General features: G+C 58.3%; 18 protein-coding genes and 2 pseudogenes. 9 read left to right on the top strand and 11 right to left on the bottom strand.

Going from position 1 to position 17834, the window contains the following annotated elements; translation table 11 throughout:
• Positions 1-46: 46 nt before the first annotated feature.
• The gene (locus FFS64_RS01925; RefSeq protein ID WP_137803995.1) at positions 47-580 is read right to left on the bottom strand and encodes a gluconokinase; all 534 of its coding nucleotides are present in this window, start codon (positions 578-580) and stop codon (positions 47-49) included.
• A 214-nt stretch (positions 581-794) separates the two neighbouring features.
• On the opposite strand from FFS64_RS01925, the gene FFS64_RS01920 reads away from it, so the two are divergent.
• From FFS64_RS01920 to FFS64_RS01910, 3 genes are all read left to right on the top strand, one after another.
• Complete coding sequence (locus FFS64_RS01920; protein WP_095193229.1) at positions 795-1826, top strand: LacI family DNA-binding transcriptional regulator; 1032 nt, start codon at positions 795-797, stop codon at positions 1824-1826.
• A gap of 119 nt (positions 1827-1945) precedes the next feature.
• Positions 1946-2584, top strand: coding sequence for a glutathione S-transferase family protein (locus FFS64_RS01915; protein WP_137803994.1), 639 nt, complete (start codon positions 1946-1948; stop codon positions 2582-2584).
• 169 nt (positions 2585-2753) lie between these two features.
• Entirely contained in the window at positions 2754-3314 is a 561-nt protein-coding gene (locus tag FFS64_RS01910) for a hypothetical protein (protein WP_137803993.1), read from the top strand.
• A gap of 66 nt (positions 3315-3380) precedes the next feature.
• On the opposite strand, the pseudogene FFS64_RS32100 reads toward FFS64_RS01910, so the two are convergent.
• From FFS64_RS32100 to FFS64_RS01900, 3 genes and pseudogenes are all read right to left on the bottom strand, one after another.
• A pseudogene (locus FFS64_RS32100) lies at positions 3381-3797 on the bottom strand (methyl-accepting chemotaxis protein); the annotation flags it as partial.
• 129 nt (positions 3798-3926) lie between these two features.
• Positions 3927-4601, bottom strand: a pseudogene (locus FFS64_RS32095) (PAS domain-containing protein); the annotation flags it as partial.
• A gap of 536 nt (positions 4602-5137) precedes the next feature.
• Entirely contained in the window at positions 5138-5797 is a 660-nt protein-coding gene (locus FFS64_RS01900) for a peptidase inhibitor family I36 protein (protein WP_137803991.1), read from the bottom strand.
• 481 nt (positions 5798-6278) lie between these two features.
• Between FFS64_RS01900 and FFS64_RS01895 the strand changes: the two genes are divergently transcribed.
• Complete coding sequence (locus FFS64_RS01895; RefSeq protein ID WP_137803990.1) at positions 6279-6710, top strand: GNAT family N-acetyltransferase; 432 nt, start codon at positions 6279-6281, stop codon at positions 6708-6710.
• A gap of 27 nt (positions 6711-6737) precedes the next feature.
• Here FFS64_RS01895 and def read toward each other — a convergent pair whose 3' ends face one another.
• The 3 genes from def to FFS64_RS01880 form a co-directional block, all read right to left on the bottom strand.
• Complete coding sequence (gene def, locus FFS64_RS01890) at positions 6738-7277, bottom strand: peptide deformylase (protein ID WP_137803989.1); 540 nt, start codon at positions 7275-7277, stop codon at positions 6738-6740.
• 2 nt (positions 7278-7279) lie between these two features.
• Positions 7280-8239, bottom strand: a complete 960-nt coding sequence (locus tag FFS64_RS01885) for a YihY/virulence factor BrkB family protein (protein WP_137803988.1) — start codon at positions 8237-8239, stop codon at positions 7280-7282.
• Positions 8240-8416: 177 nt separating this feature from the next.
• A complete protein-coding gene (locus tag FFS64_RS01880) occupies positions 8417-8608 on the bottom strand; it encodes a CsbD family protein (protein ID WP_137803987.1) in 192 nt (63 codons plus the stop codon).
• A gap of 198 nt (positions 8609-8806) precedes the next feature.
• On the opposite strand from FFS64_RS01880, the gene FFS64_RS01875 reads away from it, so the two are divergent.
• The gene (locus FFS64_RS01875) at positions 8807-9184 is read left to right on the top strand and encodes a hypothetical protein (RefSeq protein ID WP_077047210.1); all 378 of its coding nucleotides are present in this window, start codon (positions 8807-8809) and stop codon (positions 9182-9184) included.
• A gap of 169 nt (positions 9185-9353) precedes the next feature.
• On the opposite strand, the gene fadD1 is transcribed toward FFS64_RS01875, so the two are convergent.
• Together fadD1 and fadD2 are read right to left on the bottom strand one after the other, a co-directional pair.
• Entirely contained in the window at positions 9354-11054 is a 1701-nt protein-coding gene (fadD1, locus tag FFS64_RS01870) for a long-chain-fatty-acid--CoA ligase FadD1 (RefSeq protein WP_137803986.1), read from the bottom strand.
• Between the two features lie 381 nt (positions 11055-11435).
• Complete coding sequence (gene fadD2, locus FFS64_RS01865; protein ID WP_137803985.1) at positions 11436-13124, bottom strand: long-chain-fatty-acid--CoA ligase FadD2; 1689 nt, start codon at positions 13122-13124, stop codon at positions 11436-11438.
• A 258-nt stretch (positions 13125-13382) separates the two neighbouring features.
• On the opposite strand from fadD2, the gene FFS64_RS01860 reads away from it, so the two are divergent.
• Positions 13383-14327, top strand: a complete 945-nt coding sequence (locus FFS64_RS01860) for an alpha/beta hydrolase (RefSeq protein ID WP_137803984.1) — start codon at positions 13383-13385, stop codon at positions 14325-14327.
• 41 nt (positions 14328-14368) lie between these two features.
• Positions 14369-14839, top strand: a complete 471-nt coding sequence (locus tag FFS64_RS01855) for a MaoC family dehydratase (RefSeq protein WP_096509380.1) — start codon at positions 14369-14371, stop codon at positions 14837-14839.
• A gap of 74 nt (positions 14840-14913) precedes the next feature.
• Here FFS64_RS01855 and FFS64_RS01850 read toward each other — a convergent pair whose 3' ends face one another.
• Positions 14914-15381 carry a PA2169 family four-helix-bundle protein gene (locus FFS64_RS01850; RefSeq protein WP_137803983.1) on the bottom strand — a complete coding sequence of 156 codons (468 nt, stop codon included), beginning with the start codon at positions 15379-15381 and terminating at the stop codon, positions 14914-14916.
• A gap of 203 nt (positions 15382-15584) precedes the next feature.
• Between FFS64_RS01850 and FFS64_RS01845 the strand changes: the two genes are divergently transcribed.
• Both FFS64_RS01845 and FFS64_RS01840 read left to right on the top strand, forming a co-directional pair.
• Positions 15585-15821 carry a DUF3820 family protein gene (locus FFS64_RS01845; protein ID WP_032891009.1) on the top strand — a complete coding sequence of 79 codons (237 nt, stop codon included), beginning with the start codon at positions 15585-15587 and terminating at the stop codon, positions 15819-15821.
• A 32-nt stretch (positions 15822-15853) separates the two neighbouring features.
• The gene (locus tag FFS64_RS01840; RefSeq protein ID WP_137803982.1) at positions 15854-17035 is read left to right on the top strand and encodes an aminotransferase class V-fold PLP-dependent enzyme; all 1182 of its coding nucleotides are present in this window, start codon (positions 15854-15856) and stop codon (positions 17033-17035) included.
• A 132-nt stretch (positions 17036-17167) separates the two neighbouring features.
• Here FFS64_RS01840 and FFS64_RS01835 read toward each other — a convergent pair whose 3' ends face one another.
• A complete protein-coding gene (locus FFS64_RS01835; protein WP_008056780.1) occupies positions 17168-17833 on the bottom strand; it encodes a bifunctional 4-hydroxy-2-oxoglutarate aldolase/2-dehydro-3-deoxy-phosphogluconate aldolase in 666 nt (221 codons plus the stop codon).
• Between the last annotated feature and the right edge of the window lies 1 nt (position 17834).

Here is a 17834-nt window from a genome sequence, read left to right as displayed (position 1 = left end):
GTAAGGCGAATGCCATAAGGACAGCGCTATCTCTGCAAGCAAAAAATTAACCGGCGCGTTTCAGGCCATGCTCGAGCCACCAATGGTGAGCCTGAGCGGCCAACTGATCGACGCTGTGGTTCGAGGCATTGAGGGCCAGGGTCAACGGCTCGCCGACGGGGGATTCGAGGGTGGCGAACTGGCTTTCGATCAGGGTCGACGGCATGAAGTGGCCTGGGCGATGCGATACGCGGTCGGCGGCGACTTCAGGGGTCAGTTCCAGGAACACGAAGCCCAGGCCTGGCAAGGCACTGCGCAAGCGTTCGCGATAAATGTGCTTGAGCGCAGAACAGGTCAGCACCGGGCGCTGGCCCAGGGCGTCGACACGGCGCAGTTCATCGCACAGGCTGTCGAGCCAACCAGCACGGTCTTCATCATTCAGGGGGATACCCGCGCTCATCTTTTCGATATTGGCGGCAGGGTGGAAAGTGTCGCCTTCAATGGCAGTGGCGCCACTGAGCTGGCACAAGGCCTCGCTGACGCACGTCTTGCCGCAACCGGCAACGCCCATGATGACCAGGGCGGTGATGGGATGATTCATGTAACACCTCAGCGCGCAGACAGCGCTACCTTTGACAGCTATGACGCTGGACCAAAAGCAGAAGTTGCCGACGCCTTCTTGTCATTTTTGTGGGTTGCAGCGTGTTGTTCCCAACGCCAAAAAGCGAGGATCAGGCGAACCCCCGCTCACGCATTTGCAGCTGCATCGAGACAGCGCTACCTTAGTGCCTTGAATTTTGTTTGGCAAGCCATCGATGACTTCAACCAAGAACGATAAAAATACCCGCACCACTGGCCGCCCTACCCTGAACGAAGTCGCGCGCCTGGCCGGTGTCAGCCCGATCACCGCGTCCCGCGCCTTGCGTGGTGTCAGCACGGTGGCCACGGAACTGGTGGAAAAGGTGCAGAACGCGGCGCTTGAGCTCAACTATGTGGTCAACTCCGCAGCCCGCGCCCTGGCCTCGGCCCAGAGTCATTCGGTGGTGGTTTTGGTGCCGTCGCTATCCAACCTGTTGTTCATCGACACCCTGGAAGCCATTCATCAGGTTTTGCGGCCAAAAGGCTTCGAAGTGCTGATCGGCAACTTCCACTATTCCCGCGACGAAGAAGAAAACCTGCTGCGCAACTACATGGCCTATCAGCCCCGTGGCTTGCTGCTCACCGGTTTCGACCGCACCGAAAGTTCGCGACGGATGATCGAAGCGAGCAACATCCCCTGCGTGTACATGATGGAGCTGGACAGCGCCGCCGGCCTCAATTGCGTCGGTTTTTCGCAACTGGCCGCCGGCGAAACCGCCGCCGGACATTTGCTGTCCCGTGGCCGCAAGCGCCTGGCCTACATCGGCGCACAACTCGATCAGCGTACGCTGCTGCGGGGCGAAGGTTTCCGCCGAGCCCTGCAAAAGGCCGGTCTGTATGACCCTGCGCTGGAGGTGCTGACCCCACGCCCGTCTTCGGTGGGCCTGGGCGGCGAGTTGTTTTTGCAGATGATCGCCAGTCATCCCGATGTCGATGCGATCTTCTTCGGTAACGACGACCTGGCCCAGGGCGCGCTGCTCGAAGCCATGCGCTGCGGCATCAAGATCCCGGAGCAGGTGGCGATTCTTGGCTTCAACGACCTGCCGGCCTCGGCCCACATGGTCCCGCGCCTGAGCAGCATCAGCACCCCGCGCGAAGCCATCGGCCGCCGCGCGGCGGAGCAAATGCTGACGCTGATGGCCGGCAACACCGTGGCCAAGCCGGTGCAGGACATGGGGTTTGAGTTGAAGGTGCGCGAGAGTACGTAGGCGCTGCCGCAGGCTGCGATCTTTTGACTTTGCTCTTCAAACGACAGGATCAAAAGATCGCAGTCTGCGGCAGCTCCTACAATTAAAGGCATGAATGCCATTCGCAATGGAGTCGCCCCATGGACCATGCACTGAAGATTCTCGGCAAAGCCTCGTCAATCAACGTCCGCAAGGTCTTGTGGACGTGTGAGGAACTCGGCCTGAGCTATGAACGCGAGGATTGGGGCAGCGGATTTGGTTCGACCCACAGTCCGGAATTCCTGCGATTCAATCCCAACGCCCAGGTGCCGGTGATCATTGATGAGAACGGTCCGCTCTGGGAGTCCAACACCATTTGCCGCTACCTGGCCGGCAAACACCACCATCATCACAACGAGCTACTGCCCACCGAACCGGCCGCGCGCGCGCGGGTGGAGCAGTGGATGGATTGGCAGGCCACCGATCTCAATTCGTCCTGGAGCTACGCGTTCATGGCATTGGTGCGCAAGGATCCGGAGTACCAGGACCCGCATCGCGTGGAAGTCGGCGTGCGTGGCTGGAACCAGAAAATGGGCATCCTCGAACATCAACTTGCGACCACCCAGGCGTATGTCGCCGGGGACAAATTCTCCCTGGCCGACATCGTCATCGGCCTGTCCGTCAACCGCTGGCTGATGACACCCCTCACCCGCCCAGACTTCCCTGCTATTGATGACTATTTCAAGCGCCTGGCGCCACGACCCGGTTTTCTCAAGCATTGCTGCAATGGCTTGCCTTGACCCGACGCGGAACTTACAACCGTTGCCGCTCGTCGGCAAACGTTTGCCCTCTTTTCAGCTGAACGCCTGTTAATCAAAAGGTAAGTGACTGATTTTTAGGAACTTATCTTTACAGGCACAGTATTTGCTCAAAGCACTGCACCATAACCACCTACAAGGTCAATTCATCATGTTGGTCAGTGCAATAACAAACCACGTCATTCCGCTTTCCAAACGTGCGGGTGAAGATCCGACCGCCGAAGCCGCCGCCGGGCTGCAAGGCGCCATGGCTCAGGCCCTGCAAAACAATGTGCAGGCGCAAGCCGCGCAAACCAGCCCCCAGGTTCAGGAATCCGCGACCCAACAGGCCACGCAACAGGTCAGCGAAGCCACGCGGATCAGCGACAACGTTGATGAGGCATTTGCCAAGACCCGCGTAGGCCTGCAAATGTCCGAAATGAAGCTGCCTGACGACGTCATCAACAAACTCAAGGAAGGCTCGGCCACTTCCGAATTCAAGGACTACATGAGCAAAACCCCGGAACAGCGCATGCGCGATGCGATTCTGGAGGAGATGGGCCTGACCGCCGAAGAAGTCGAACAGATGCCGCCGGAGAAGCAAAAGGCAGTGGGTGAAGAAATCGCCCAGCGCATGGAAGATAAGCGAGAAATGGCGGAGGCCGAAAAGGCTGAGCGCAACGGCGACAAGTCCGGAGCTCAGGTCGTGGATAAATTCCTGGCTTCGCTGTGACCTTGTAACCCTAAAGTACAAAGCCCTTGTGGGAGCGAGCCCGCTCCCACAGGTTCTGAGCTACGTTCAGTTCAATTGCAAGGTCGAGTTGAACTGACTGATCGCATCCACCACATGCCGCGAGCCCTGCTGGATCTCCAGAATCACCTCCCCCGCCTCGTTCGCCAGCTCCACTCCGAGCCCGGTTCGACTCAGGCTCGATTGCATACTCGACACCGCACTCACGGACAAGTCGTGGTTCTTGCGCACCACATCGACAATCTCCACCGTCGCCTGGCTGGTGCGCGCGGCGAGGCTGCGCACTTCATCGGCCACCACCGCAAACCCACGCCCATGCTCCCCGGCGCGGGCAGCCTCGATGGCGGCATTGAGCGCCAGCAGGTTGGTCTGATCGGCAATGCCGCGGATGGTCTGCACGATGGTGCCGATGATGTCGGACTGCTTGCTCACCGCATCGATGCTCAGCGCCGCTTCGTTCAAGTCCCTGGAAATATCCTGGATGATCTGCACCGTTTGCTGCACCACCTCGGAGCCTTTGCGCGCGCAGACGTCGTTTTGCACCGAAGTGCTGTGGGCCGATTCCGCGGCAGTTTGCAGGGTGGTCATCTGGCTGGTGATATCGCTGGCGAATTTCACCACTTTGTACAGCCGCCCCTTGGCATCGAATAACGGGTTGTAGGAGGCTTCCAGAAAAACGGTATGACCGTATTTGTCTTTGCGTTCGAAACGGTGCGAGTGATATTCGCCGCGATTGAGTGACGCCCAGAACACCTTGTAGGCCGACGACTCGGCTTCGGCACGGTGACAGAACAGGCTGTGGTGCTGACCGATGACTTCGTTGAGCGAGTAGTGCATGGTCTTGAGGAAGTTTTCGTTGGCCGTGATCACCTTGCCGTCCGGAGTGAACTCGATCACCGCCATGGAACGGCCGATCGCCGCAAGCATGCTTTGGTTTTCGTGTTCCTTGTTGACCCTGTCGGTGATGTCCGTGGCAACCTTGATCACGCTGCGCACCTGACGATCCGGGCCATACACCGGCATATAGCTGGCTTCGAGCCAGATTTCCCTGCCGCTCTTGTTCAAGCGCAAAAAGGTACCGCTCACCGCTTCGCCACGCGCCAGATCGCGCCACAACCTGACGTATTCCTCACTGCGGTAAAACGCCTCTTCACAGAATATCCGGTGATGCTTGCCGCGTACGTCTTCGACGCTGTAGCCCATGGCCCTGCAGAAATGTTCGTTGGCATCCAGCACGATGCCGTCGGGCGTGAATTCAATCATCGCCATTGAACTACTGACAGCGGCCAACTTGGCATTGGCTTCGGTCAGCGCACAACTGAAGCGTTCGATTTCCAGTAGATCAGCCTTGTTATGCAGGTTAAACATGGTCGTATCACCCTAAGCGCGGTCTTTTGATTAATGAAAGCAACGGATCTTTCACACTCACCACTACGTTCCTTGGAACAGGTACGCGCGCCCCTCCAAACAGGAAGGACTTGTCAGGCAATTATTTGATGTTGAATCGGAGGGTCCCTGGTGCGGCTTCCTCATCAAGACATCCTTCTCTTGATAGCCCGGAGCCGGGCAGCCCTAACATGCTCATAAGCAAACTCCATTTACCGAACCGCTCCCTGTCAACCCGTGACGGTGCCTTGGCTTGCGCACTCTTGGGTCTCAATCCCTGGCATCAGATTGCGACCGACATAGTTAGTTACGCCTCAGCATAGACAGGCATCAGGGCCGCGCAAGGCCACTAGTCGGCCACTATCCGGGACAAAATCGGTTCAGCGTCACAAGACGCGGACCCGCAGTGGGGGGATTTTTTACTGGGCAAACAAAAAGAACATAGGCCCAAGCGCAATGCTGACCATTCGGTCGTTATGTTCGACCAGTCGATTTTGAGCGTAAATTTCAGTCCAGGCGCCCGTAGGACTGACCTGCTCGGGGATACTGAACGGGCAGCAACCCTTACCCAACCCGACTTCCTTGAGATTGCTCATCATCACGTTGCCTTTGGCATCAGGCCCATCCACCCCAAACACTTTGACCGTGTGGACCTTGTTGTGATGCTGCCAGGACGAGACCTGCCCGTTCATGCCGAAGTCGGAAAGGTTGATGAAATGATTTTTCGGCGTGCTGAGCAGCGACAGTTTTGTGCCCGCGTAGTCCGGGTCGCTCCAGACACAAAAGTAACCGTAATCACAGGTGCTATCGGATGAGCCCGCATCGCCGGGCACCGCAAACGTCAACACGATGGAACCATCGGCATAGACCACTTGCGTGGGACTGACTTGTTTGCCCCCCGCTTTGCGCCGCAGCTGCCGATCAATCTGCTGCCGCACCTCGGCTTTTTGCCCAGCCGTCATGGCGGGTTCAAACAACGTGTAGGGAATGCGCGTGACCGACACATTCTTTGCAGAAAAAAACAGTGCGCCGATGCCGACACACAGTGCCGCGACTCCAACGAACCATTGGGTGTTCATGAAAACACTCCGCTACCTGTAAACGCTGAATAAATCAGGCGCATGCAGGGAGCAGAGTCGATTGTGTCGCGATTATCTGTCTACTGTCAGAAATAACAGATCCGACAACTGGCGTTACGGCGGGGTGGGCGGTATCTAAGTAATGGGGCATGGCGTTGCTCGGATCGGGGACCAGTCCCCTTCTGTGCAACGACGCCGGGATTTCTTGCAGATTATTTTCAGAAGATCGCTCCCGTGCAGCGCATGGGAGCGATCGGTCAGCGCAGAATCAATGCCCGAATACGTTCAGTTTTTTGGCCTTCTTGTCGGCACGTTTTTCAATGGCGGTTTTCGCCGGTTTTTTCTTCAGCTCTTTTTTTGATTCCATACCTTTAGACATGATGCGTACTCCACTCACGAGGGGGTGAGAACAGGTATACACCTATCCCGACGCGCGCGTTCTTTTATAATCGCGCGCTTGCCCCTCCAACAGTTTAGTCCCATGCACAGCATTCATTACTCCCGACTCGATGAGCCGCTATGGCCATTGATGAACAAGTTCTATCGCGCCCACCAATCGTCGATGAAAGCGGTACGCGACGCGCAGCTGTGGGTCGCACGGCGTGACGAGATCATAGCGGCGCTTTGCTTGCGCCCGGTATCGGGTGGGCATTGGCTGACCGGGTTGTTTGTCGATCCGGCCTGTCGCGAACAGGGTGTCGCTGCCGCATTGATCGCTGAAGCGGTGAAAGATCTCGCGCTGCCGGTCTGGTTGTTCTGCCATCCCGACTTGCGCGGGTTTTATGAGCGCCGCGGATTTACCTTCGATCCGTCGATGCCCTACGCCATGGTCGAGCGCTTAAGCCGATACGCCCGCAGCAAACCGATGATCGCGATGGGCCTGGAACCCAAAGCCAACCAAGTGATTGACTGAAAACTACACAGAACCTGTGGGAGCGAGTCAGTCGTCTGCGTTGGGATCAAGATCCGGGAACATCACTTCGGTGAACCCGAATTTGCTGAAGTCGGTGATGCGCGACGGGTATAGCCGGCCGATCAGGTGATCGCATTCATGCTGCACCACCCGCGCATGGAACCCGGAAGCGATGCGCACGATGGGCTCGCCCTTGGGGTCGAAGCCTTCGTAGCGGATCTGTTGATAGCGATCCACTGCGCCACGCAAACCCGGCACCGACAGGCACCCTTCGAACCCTTCTTCCATGATCGGGCTCAGCGGCGTGATCAACGGGTTGATGAGGATCGTCTGCGGCACGGCTTCGGCGTCTGGATAACGTTCGCTGTGCTCGAAGCCGAAGATCACCAGCTGCAGGTCGACACCAATCTGCGGCGCGGCCAGGCCAACGCCGCCGACGCTTTCCATGGTCTGGAACATGTCGTCGATCAGTTGCCAAAGCTCGGGGCTGTCGAACATTTCGGCCGGCACTGGAGGGGCAATGCGCAGCAGGCGTTCATCGCCCATTTTCAGAATTTCACGGATCATGGTCAGGTTTCGTCAATGGTCGGTTTGGGTTTTGAATGATCGCGGCCCAGTCCCGACACGTGGTGTTTTTCCTCATGAACGGGACCATGCTCGCCGGCAACCTTCTCGCCAGGGTCTTTGCCTTCGCGCGACATGTGTTCGATCACCGCATTCATCTCGGCCCCGAGCAGCAGCACCGCGGCGGATATATAGAAGTACAGCAACAGCACGATGATCGCACCGATACTGCCATACATGGCGTTGTAGTTGGCGAATTCCTTGACGTACAAACCGAAGCCCAGGGACGCGATGATCCACACCACCACCGACAGCACCGAACCCGGCGTGATGAAGCGAAACTCTTGTTTGACGTCAGGCATGACGTAATAGATCAGTGCCACCGCGACCATCATCAAAATAACGATCACCGGCCAGCGCGCAATGCTCCACAGCGTGACAATGAAGTATTCAAGGCCGATTTGCGACGCGATCCAGCTCATCACCTGCGGCCCCAGCACCATCAACGCCGCGGCGATCAGCAGCATGCCGGCAATGCCAACGGTATAGATGATCGACAGCGGAAAGCGCTTCCACGCCGGCCGGCCTTCGACCACGTCGTAGGCGGCGTTCATCGCGCTCATCATCAAGCGCACACCGGCCGACGCGGTCCACAGGGCAATCACGATACCCACCGACAGCAGGCCACCCTTGGATTGCTGGAGCTGGTCGATCACCGGGTTCACCTGCTCCAGCGCCTGGGGCGGCAACACCAGTTCCGATTGCAGGCGCAACCAGGAAAAGAAGTCCGGCAGATGCAGGAAGCCGATCAGGGCGATCAGGAACAGGATGAAGGGAAACAGCGAAAACAGCATCTGATAGGCCAGCGCCGAGGCATAGGTCGACATCTCGTCGTCGACGAACTCGGTGACCGTGCGCATCATCACACGGTGCAGGGGCAGGCCTCTCATGTCCGGGAAAATCATTTGCGTCTCCATTCGCCGCATACAGGATTGGGTTGAGGTCGTGGCGACTCTGGGGCCGTTTTCTTTCATCAAAGTAGCCTACCTGGCGACTTTGAAACAATTTCATCGTTCAAGTTCAGGCTGACACAAAAACGGCCATCCGTGGATGGCCGTTTCATTCGCTCATCAAAGGCCGTATCACGCTTTGTCGACGCCTTTCTTGATCGCGTCCTTGGCTTTGCCGATTGCCTGCTGGGCCTCGCCTTTCCTTTCCTGAGCCTTGCCTTCAGCTTGCAGATTCGGGTTGTTAGTGGCCTTGCCGACGCCTTGTTTGACGTTGCCGACCGCTTCGTTGGCCATGCCTTTTACTTTATCGCTTGTGCTGCCCATGGTGCTTCTCCTCTGAACATCTCGATGAGAAAAGTCATTACACAAGGTTGACCGAGGGCGTTTGCAGGGAGTTTCATTTATTTTCCGGCGACATTTCATCGTTCAATGCAGGTTGGGCTTTATGTTTGCCCGGCAACCCCCGAGAATGCGCAACGTATTCAGGCCCTGGCGCTGAAGATCCAATCCCGTAGGAATGTTATGAAACTCGATAAAAAGCAGGCCATTGCCCGCAGAAATCAGGAACTCGGCGGTGCTGTGCTTGGCGTCAACAACTGCCACTTCACCGAACTGAACCGCAACCGCAACATCTGGTGGTTCGACATCCCGGTGGCGCGCCTGGCCATTGGTCAGTACGAGTGGATTCACCTGCTGATGCACACCCCGGATACCGACGAACTGCTGCACCTGAAAGTGCCGACGGTGTTCCTGCGCGAGAAGCTCGAAGGCCTTGTGGTACGCAACCAGGGCAAGCGCAAGGCAGCCCTGAGCCTGGAACTGAGCGCCGACAAGGACTCGTACCTGCAGGACATGCGCCCGGCGGGCACCAACGTCAATTTCGCGCCCTTCCGCCAATAAACAACATTTCTGTAGGAGCGAGCATGCTCGCGATGGACGTTAACGATAACGCGGGCTGTCTGATTGCCTGCGTTGTCTGGGCCTTTTTCGCGAGCATGCTCGCTCCTACAGTAGATCGGTGTTTTGACGGATTAAAAGAAGCCCCGCATCTGCGGGGCTTTTTGTTTGATTACGCGGCGGTTTTCTTCGCGTTGATCTTCTTCAATTCTTCATCACGCAGTTCACGACGCAGAATCTTGCCGACGTTGGTGGTCGGCAGCGCATCACGGAACTCCACGGCTTTCGGAACCTTGTAGCCGGTGACGTTGGCGCGCATGTGTTCCATCACCTGTTCCTTGGTCAGGGTCACGCCCGGTTTGGCGACGATGAAAATCTTGATCGCCTCGCCCGACTTCTCGTCCGGTACGCCGATGGCCGCACATTGCAGCACGCCCGGCAAGGCCGCCAGCACGTCTTCCAGTTCGTTCGGGTACACGTTGAAGCCGGAGACCAGGATCATGTCTTTCTTGCGATCGACAATGCGCATGTAGCCATCGGGCTGGATCAGCGCGATGTCGCCGGTCTTCAACCAGCCTTCGCTGTCGAGGATTTCATCGGTGGCTTCCTGGCGCTGCCAGTAGCCCTTCATCACCTGCGGCCCCTTCACGCACAGCTCGCCGATTTCACCCATCGGCTGTTCGACACCGGCATCATTGATGATTTTGCACAGGGTCGACGGAACCGGAATGCCGATGGTGCCGATCTGGATGTTCTGGATCGGGTTGACCGTGGCCACCGGGCTGGTTTCGGTCATGCCGTAACCTTCGCAGATGGCGCAACCGGTGACTGCTTTCCAGCGTTCGGCAGCCGCCAGTTGCAGGGCCATGCCACCGGACAGGGTGACTTTCAGCGCCGAGAAATCCAGCTTGCGGAAACCTTCGTTGTTGCACAGGGCCACGAACAAGGTATTTAAGCCGACGAAACCGCTGAACTTCCACTTCGACAACTCCTTGACCATCGCCGGCAAATCGCGCGGGTTGCTGATCAGGATGTTGTGGTTGCCGATCAGCATCATCGCCATGCAATGAAAGGTGAAGGCATAGATGTGGTACAGCGGCAGCGGCGTGATCAGGATCTCGCAGCCTTCATTGAGGTTGGAACCCATCAGCGCCTTGCACTGCAACATGTTCGCCACCAGGTTGCGATGGGTCAGCATCGCGCCCTTGGCCACGCCGGTGGTGCCGCCGGTGTATTGCAGCACCGCGACATCGCTGCTGGCCGGGCTGGCCTCGGTCACTGGCTGACCGTGGCCCTTGCTCAACACGTCGTTGAACTTGATGGCTTTTGGCAAGTGATACGCCGGCACCATCTTCTTCACGTACTTGATCACGCTGTTGATCAGCAGACGCTTGAGCGGAGGCAACAGATCGGCGACTTCAGTGACGATGACGTGCTTGACCCCGGTTTTCGGCACGACGGCTTCGGCCAGGTGTGCCATGTTGGCCAGGCAGACCAGGGCCTTGGCACCGGAGTCGTTGAACTGGTGTTCCATTTCCCGCGCGGTGTATAGCGGGTTGGTGTTGACCACGATCAGCCCGGCGCGGATGGCCCCGAAGACGGCAACCGGGTACTGCAACACGTTGGGCAGTTGCACGGCGATTCGATCGCCCGGCTGCAAATCGGTATGCTGTTGCAGGTAGGCGGCAAAGGCACCGGACAATTCGTACAGTTCACCGTAGGTGATTGTCTTGCCCAGGTTGCTGAATGCCGGTTTGTTGGCGAAGCGTTGGCAGGATTGCTTCAACACTGCCTGAATATTCGGGTACTCGTCTGGATTGATGTCGGCAGCAATTCCAGCTGGGTACTTATCCTTCCAAAAGTCTTCGATCATGGAAGCCCACTCCTCAGCAACGCGAATTCAGCACCGCATTTGATGCGATTATTATTGGTGTTTGTCTATAGGTGAGTCTGGCTTTTTACTAGGCCGAGAAGTCACAAAGCGCGCCGAGAGTAGCAGCTTTGAATAGGGTCGACTAGAGCCAAAATCGGCCTCTACGGTCACATTGATGACTCAAGAATAACAAGCAGTCATTTTAGAGCAAAAAACCTATATGTCGCTGAAAGCCACGAAATTCGAGGCTTTCCCCTTAAAGGCATCGCGGGCAAGCCACGCTCCCACAGGTTCAGCATTGTTCACAAGATGAGTGAACGACGCCGAACCTGTGGGAGCGTGGCTTGCCCGCGATCCGCGCGAAGCGCGGCCATTCACCGCTTACGCGATATCCCGCAACTCCCGCCGCAGAATCTTGCCCACCGGCGTCATCGGCAACGACTCACGCAAGACAATGTGCTTGGGCACTTTGTACGCCGTGAAGTTTTCCTTGCAGTAGGCCTTCAACTCTTCAAGGCTGACACCCGCTTCGCGGGCGACCACGAACAACTTCACCGCCTCGCCCGAACGCTCGTCCGGTACACCGATGACCGCGCAGTTGGCCACTTTCGGGTGCGCCATCACCACGTCCTCGATCTCGTTCGGGTACACGTTGAAACCCGAGACGATGATCATGTCTTTCTTGCGATCGACAATGCGCACGAAGCCGTCCGGGTCGATCACCGCGATGTCGCCGGACTTGAACCAGCCGTCGGCATCCAGCACTTCGTTGGTCGCCTCGGGTTTCTGCCAGTAGCCCTTCATGATCTGCGGGCCTTTGATGCACAGCTCGCCGCGCTCGCCCAACGGCTGCTCGACGCCTTCATCGTTGATCACCTTAAGCGTGGTGCCCGGCACCGGCAGGCCGACCGTGCCGATGCGCGATTGCTCGCCATACGGGTTGGTACAGGCCACCGGCGAGGTTTCGGTCAGGCCGTAGCCTTCGGTGATGCGGCAGCCAGTCAACTGTTCCCAGCGCTCGGCCGTAGCCTTGACCAGCGCGGTGCCGCCGGAGTTGGTGAGCTTGAGGCTGGAGAAGTCCAGGGTCTTGAAGTCCGGGTGGTCCATCAACGCCACGAACAGCGTGTTGAGCCCCAGCAGCGCCGAGAAACGCCAGTTTTTCAGCTCCTTGATAAAGCCGGCGATATCCCGCGGATTGGTGATCAACACGTTGTGGTTACCGGTCACCATCATGCACATGCAGTTCGCCGTGAACGCATAGATGTGGTACAGCGGCAACGGCGCGATCATCACCTCTTGGCCTTCACGCAACAGCGGCTGGCCGTCGCTGGCAAACTGACTGAGGCAGGCCCGCGCCTGCTGCATGTTGGCCACCAGATTGCCGTGGGTCAGCATCGCGCCCTTGGCCAGGCCCGTGGTGCCGCCGGTGTATTGCAGCACGGCGATGTCGTTGAGGCCGGCACTCAGTGGTTTGATGCCCCTTCCTTTGCCCTGGTGCAAGGCGCTCTTGAAGGAAATGGCCTGGGGCAAGGAATAGGCCGGGACCATTTTCTTGACCTTGCTCACCAGGGTATTGACCAGCCAGCCTTTGGCGGCGGGCATCATGTCACCCATTTTCGCTTCGATCAGGTACTGGATATCGGTGTCGGCCAGCACTTCCTGGACCTTTTGCCCGAACATGTTCAGGTACACCAGCGCCCGGGCGCCGGAATCCTTGAACTGATGACGCATCTCCCGCGCGGTGTACAGCGGGTTGGTGTTGACCACGATCAGCCCTGCACGCAAGGCGCCGAACACGGCGATCGGGTATTGCAGGACGTTGGGCATCTGGACCGCGATGCGATCCCCCGGCACGAGGTCGGTGTGGGCTTGCAAGTAGCCGGCGAACGCGGCGCTGTAGCGTTCCAGTTCGGCGTAGGTCAGGGTGACACCCATGTTGCTGAACGCCGGGCGATCAGCAAACTTCTTGCAGGAACGCTCGAACACCTCGATGACCGACTTGTACTCAGCGACGTCAATGTCCAGTGGCACGCCGGCCGGGCGCTTGTCATTCCAGAAATCAGGTTGCATTGTTCTTGTCCTCTTTACCTGAGCCTATCCGGGGCCGCTTTTCTGTCATTTCTCGCTCATTTCTCGGAAAGCGGAAAAGCGGAGCTTCTCGGACACTAGCAGTTATGGCGAATCAGGCAAATATGTGCACGTGTGTCATAGATCGTGTGAATCTTGCTGCCGCGGCACGGCCTGATCAGACGGCCGGCGAAGGATGCGCTATAAACTTGAGCTGCAAGCCGCAAGCTCCATGCCCCATGCCCCAGCAAAGGAATCGCGATGATCCACGATACGTTCTGGTTGACCACCAGCGACCGCAGCCGACTCTTCGTCAATCAGTGGCTGCCCACTGGCAGTCCCAAGGCCGTGATCCTGCTGGCGCACGGCATGGCGGAACACAGCGGCCGCTACGCGCGTCTGGCGGAAAAACTCTGCGATCAAGGCTATGGCGTGTACGCCCCGGACCTGCGCGGACATGGCAAAACTGCCGAAAACGGGACGCTCGGCCATTTTGCCGACACGGACGGTTGGGCCAAAGTGGTGGGTGACCTGGCCTGCCTCAACCAACACATCGGCCAGCAACATCCCGGCGCGCCGATCGTGCTGCTGGGCCACAGCATGGGCAGCTACATCGCCCAGGCGTATCTGTTGCATCACAGCGCCAGCCTGCATGGCGCGATTCTCAGCGGCTCGAACTTCCAGCCCGTGGCGCTTTATCGCGCGGCACGCCAGATCGCCCGTTTCGAACGCCTTCGCCAGGGGCCCAAGGGCCGCAGCGCACTGATCGAATGGTTGTCGTTCGGTTCGTTCAACAAGAAATTCAAACCGGTGCGCACCCAATTCGACTGGCTTAGCCGCGACCCGGCGGAGGTCGACCTGTACGCCAACGACCCGCTCTGCGGCTTTCGCTGCACCAATCAACTGTGGATCGATTTACTTGGCGGGTTGCAGCAAATCAGCAAAGCGTCCAATCTCGCCCAGATCGATCCGGGCCTGCCATTGCTGGTGATCGGCGGCGAATGTGATCCGGTGAGCGAAGGCAAGCGTCTGAAAGATCTGGCTGGCGCCTTGCGTGAGGCTGGCAGCCAGAGCCTGCAACTGACCATTTACCCGCAAGCGCGGCACGAACTGTTCAATGAAACCAACCGCGATGAAGTGACCGCCGATGTGCTGGCCTGGATCCACCAGACCCTGAGCAATCCCCGGCCACACCGAACCGAATAGTTTTTTGTGAATTTTTTTACTCGTCACAGGAATTCAGACCGATGACCCAGGTTACCAACACCCCCTACGAAGCCCTCGAAATCGGCCAGACCGCCAGCTTCAGCAAAACAGTCGAAGAGCGCGACATTCAATTGTTCGCCGCGATGTCGGGCGACCACAACCCGGTGCACCTGGACGCTGAATACGCCGCCAGCACCATGTTCAAGGAACGTATCGCCCACGGCATGTTCAGCGGTGCGTTGATCAGCGCCGCGGTCGCCTGCGAATTGCCAGGACCGGGCACTATCTACATCGGACAGCAGATGAGCTTTCAGAAGCCGGTGAAAATCGGCGACACCCTGACGGTGCGCCTGGAAATCCTGGAAAAACTGCCGAAGTTCCGCGTGCGCATTGCCACTCGCGTGTTCAACCAGCGCGATGAGTTGGTGGTCGATGGCGAGGCGGAAATCCTCGCGCCGCGCAAACAGCAGTCCGTGACCTTGACCGAGCTTCCGGCGATCAGCATCGGGTGATTCGCCGCGCCATAACTAACTGTGGGAGCGAGCCTGCTCGCTCCCACAGGTCCCACAGGTGTTACCAATCGCCCTTATGAACGTGCGCGCGCCTGGTTACGCAGGGCTTTGACCTGATCGTGGTTACGCTGCACACCGTGGTACTGACGCTCAACGATGTCACGAATGCCCACCAGGTTGTGCTTGTTGATTTTCTCCATGGCCTCGCGATAAGCCTTCAGTGCATGGTCCTCACCACGCTCGGCTTCGTTCAACACGGCCTCTTCGTCCTTGCCGGTGAACATCGACTTCACGTCGACCCAGCGACGGTGCAAATCGCCGCTGACACTGGTGGATGTTTCCGGATCGCCACCCATCGAACGCACGGCACTCTGCAATTGCGCGGCAGCCGCTGCGCAATCGGCCGAGCGTTGCACGAACAGGGTTTTGAGTTCAGGGTGTTTAATGTCTTCAGCGCAAGTCTTGAACCCTTCCTGACCGTCCTTGCTGGTTTCAATCAGGTCGTTGAGTACAGAAATCGCTTCTTTGTTTATGTCGGTCATTTTTCAGTTCCTTGCGGTTGATGAAAGATGCATTAAGTAGTGCAGCCTGCATGCCAGCTTCTAACCGATAAATTAACCGTTATTTTTCATATAGTTAGATTAAACCGAAGAATCTGTATCCGTTTTTTTTGCATGATCTGTCATTTGGCCTGCATGCAGAATGCCTGTATTTTCCGAACCGAATGAAACAAGACGACTGAGTCATGAACCCTGAAAAACTCGAACTGCTGATAACCCGCGAAATGCCCTTCGGCAAGTACAAAGGCCGGATCATTGCGGACTTGCCCGGCCCCTACCTGAACTGGTTCGCCCGGGAAGGCTTCCCCCATGGCGAACTCGGCGGCCTGCTGGCGCTGATGCAGGAAATCGATCACAACGGCTTGTCGGAATTGCTCGAACCGCTGCGCACCAAACATGGCAAACCTGCCCCTCGCCACTGATTCACTCATCCCGCCCCTGATTGAGTAACCCCATGCCCGACAACACCCGCCGCGCCCGTGATGAAGCCTTCTGGCAAACCTTTGCCGATCGCTACGATCTGCAACCCGGCCCGATCAACCTGGAAAACGGTTATTTCGGACGTATGTCGCGCACGGTGGTCGAGGAATATCAGCGCAACATCGAACTGATCAATCGCGGCAACTCGGTTCACGTTCGCCAGCGTTTCGAACAGGGCGAAAGCATCAAGATCCAGGCACAAGTGGCTAATTTGATCGGTGTGTCCGCCGAGACGGTCGCGCTCACCAGCAACGCTACGGAGGGTTTGCAGTCGCTGATCCGCAACTACAATCGCCTGCAGCCGGGTGATCAGGTGCTGATCTGCGATCTGGAGTACGACACCGTCAAGGGCGCCATGCGCTGGCTGGCGAAACATCGCGGTGTCGACGTCATCGAGATCGAACACCGGCACCCCGCCAGCTTCGACAGCTTGATCGCCGCCTACCGTGAAACCTTCGCGCGTTACCCGCGGCTCAAGCTGATGGCGCTAACCCACGTTACCCACCGCACCGGCCTGGTAATGCCGGTGCAGGCCATTGCCGCTGCCGCAAAGGAGCATGGCATCGACGTGATCCTCGATGGCGCCCACGCGCTGGGTCAATTCGAGTTCAACCTCGATGAACTGGGCATCGACTTCGCGGCCTACAACCTGCACAAGTGGATCGGTGCGCCGTTGACCCTCGGCTTTCTCTACATCGCCCCCGAGCGCCTGGCGGACATCGACCCGGACATGGGCGAAATGCACTTTCCGCCGACCGACATTCGAGCCCGTACGCCCTATAGCACACCGAACATCCCGGCCTTGCTGACCTTGCCGCTGGTCATCGAGGAACACCACGCGATGGGCGGTTCCGCGGCCAAGGGTTCGCGCCTCAACTACCTGCGTAACCTCTGGGTTCGTGCGGTACGCGAGTTACCCGACATTGAAGTCCTGACCCCGGATGACCCACGACTGTATTGCGGCATCACGTCGATGCGCTTTACCGCCCAGGCCGATCAACAGGCGATGGTCGAGCGGCTGCTCAACGACTACAACCTGTTCACCGTGGTGCGTACCGGCGCGGCGTGTGGCCCGTGCATTCGGATTACGCCGGGACTGACCACCACCGCCGACCATATGAAACGACTGGTCACGGCGCTGACGGAGCTGCGCTGACCTGTGGGAGCGGGCTTGCCCGCTCCCACAGGAGACGGCGTTCGTACATTTCTTTTGGGCAAAAAAAACGGTGCACCGACCAAGCGCACCGTAAAGCCGTAAAACACACAACGAAGTGTCAGGTAAAGCTGATCAGTCCAGCAGCGCCAAGGCCTCGGCGGTGCATTCCTGAATGCGGGCCCAGTCGCCGTTCTTGATCCACTCCGGATCAAGCATCCAGCTACCGCCCACGCACATGACGTTTTTCAGCGCCATGTAGCTCTTGATGTTGGCCGGGCCTACGCCGCCGGTCGGGCAGAATTTAACCTCGCCGAACGGGCCGCCCAGGGCCTTGATCGCCGCGACGCCGCCGCTGACTTCCGCCGGGAACAGCTTGAAGCGGCGATACCCCAAGCCGTAGCCTTCCATGATGCCCGAGGCGTTGCTGATGCCTGGCAACAGTGGAATCGGGCTGTCGACGCTGGCTTCCAGCAGGTCGCGGGTGATGCCCGGCGTGACGATGAATTGCGAACCGGCCGCTTCGGCCGCCGCCAGCATGTGGCGATCGAGTACGGTGCCGGCACCGGTCACCAATTCCGGACGCTGCTCACGCAGGACCTGGATGGCCTTGAGGCCGAACTGCGAACGCAGGGTCACTTCCAGGGCGGTCAGGCCACCAGCAGCGAGGGCATCGGCCAGCGGCAGGATGTCCTGCTCGCGGGCGATGGTGATCACCGGCAGGATCCGCGCCTTGGCGCAGAGGCTGTCGATCAGGGCAACTTTATCCGCCATGGAAACGGTCGGGGATGGGTTTGTCATA

This window comes from Pseudomonas sp. G(2018), assembly GCF_005502415.1.
GTDB lineage: Bacteria > Pseudomonadota > Gammaproteobacteria > Pseudomonadales > Pseudomonadaceae > Aquipseudomonas.
The sequence above is the reverse complement of the archived record's forward strand: the minus strand, read 5'-3'. Positions and strand labels throughout refer to the sequence as shown.

Coding starts and splice junctions, on each gene's coding strand:
- FFS64_RS01925 (WP_137803995.1), bottom strand. CDS start 580: ATGAATCATCCCATCACCGCCCTGGTCATCATGGGCGTTGCCGGTTGC.
- FFS64_RS01920 (WP_095193229.1), top strand. CDS start 795: ATGACTTCAACCAAGAACGATAAAAATACCCGCACCACTGGCCGCCCT.
- FFS64_RS01915 (WP_137803994.1), top strand. CDS start 1,946: ATGGACCATGCACTGAAGATTCTCGGCAAAGCCTCGTCAATCAACGTC.
- FFS64_RS01910 (WP_137803993.1), top strand. CDS start 2,754: ATGTTGGTCAGTGCAATAACAAACCACGTCATTCCGCTTTCCAAACGT.
- FFS64_RS01900 (WP_137803991.1), bottom strand. CDS start 5,797: ATGAACACCCAATGGTTCGTTGGAGTCGCGGCACTGTGTGTCGGCATC.
- FFS64_RS01895 (WP_137803990.1), top strand. CDS start 6,279: ATGCACAGCATTCATTACTCCCGACTCGATGAGCCGCTATGGCCATTG.
- def (WP_137803989.1), bottom strand. CDS start 7,277: ATGATCCGTGAAATTCTGAAAATGGGCGATGAACGCCTGCTGCGCATT.
- FFS64_RS01885 (WP_137803988.1), bottom strand. CDS start 8,239: ATGATTTTCCCGGACATGAGAGGCCTGCCCCTGCACCGTGTGATGATG.
- FFS64_RS01880 (WP_137803987.1), bottom strand. CDS start 8,608: ATGGGCAGCACAAGCGATAAAGTAAAAGGCATGGCCAACGAAGCGGTC.
- FFS64_RS01875 (WP_077047210.1), top strand. CDS start 8,807: ATGAAACTCGATAAAAAGCAGGCCATTGCCCGCAGAAATCAGGAACTC.
- fadD1 (WP_137803986.1), bottom strand. CDS start 11,054: ATGATCGAAGACTTTTGGAAGGATAAGTACCCAGCTGGAATTGCTGCC.
- fadD2 (WP_137803985.1), bottom strand. CDS start 13,124: ATGCAACCTGATTTCTGGAATGACAAGCGCCCGGCCGGCGTGCCACTG.
- FFS64_RS01860 (WP_137803984.1), top strand. CDS start 13,383: ATGATCCACGATACGTTCTGGTTGACCACCAGCGACCGCAGCCGACTC.
- FFS64_RS01855 (WP_096509380.1), top strand. CDS start 14,369: ATGACCCAGGTTACCAACACCCCCTACGAAGCCCTCGAAATCGGCCAG.
- FFS64_RS01850 (WP_137803983.1), bottom strand. CDS start 15,381: ATGACCGACATAAACAAAGAAGCGATTTCTGTACTCAACGACCTGATT.
- FFS64_RS01845 (WP_032891009.1), top strand. CDS start 15,585: ATGAACCCTGAAAAACTCGAACTGCTGATAACCCGCGAAATGCCCTTC.
- FFS64_RS01840 (WP_137803982.1), top strand. CDS start 15,854: ATGCCCGACAACACCCGCCGCGCCCGTGATGAAGCCTTCTGGCAAACC.
- FFS64_RS01835 (WP_008056780.1), bottom strand. CDS start 17,833: ATGACAAACCCATCCCCGACCGTTTCCATGGCGGATAAAGTTGCCCTG.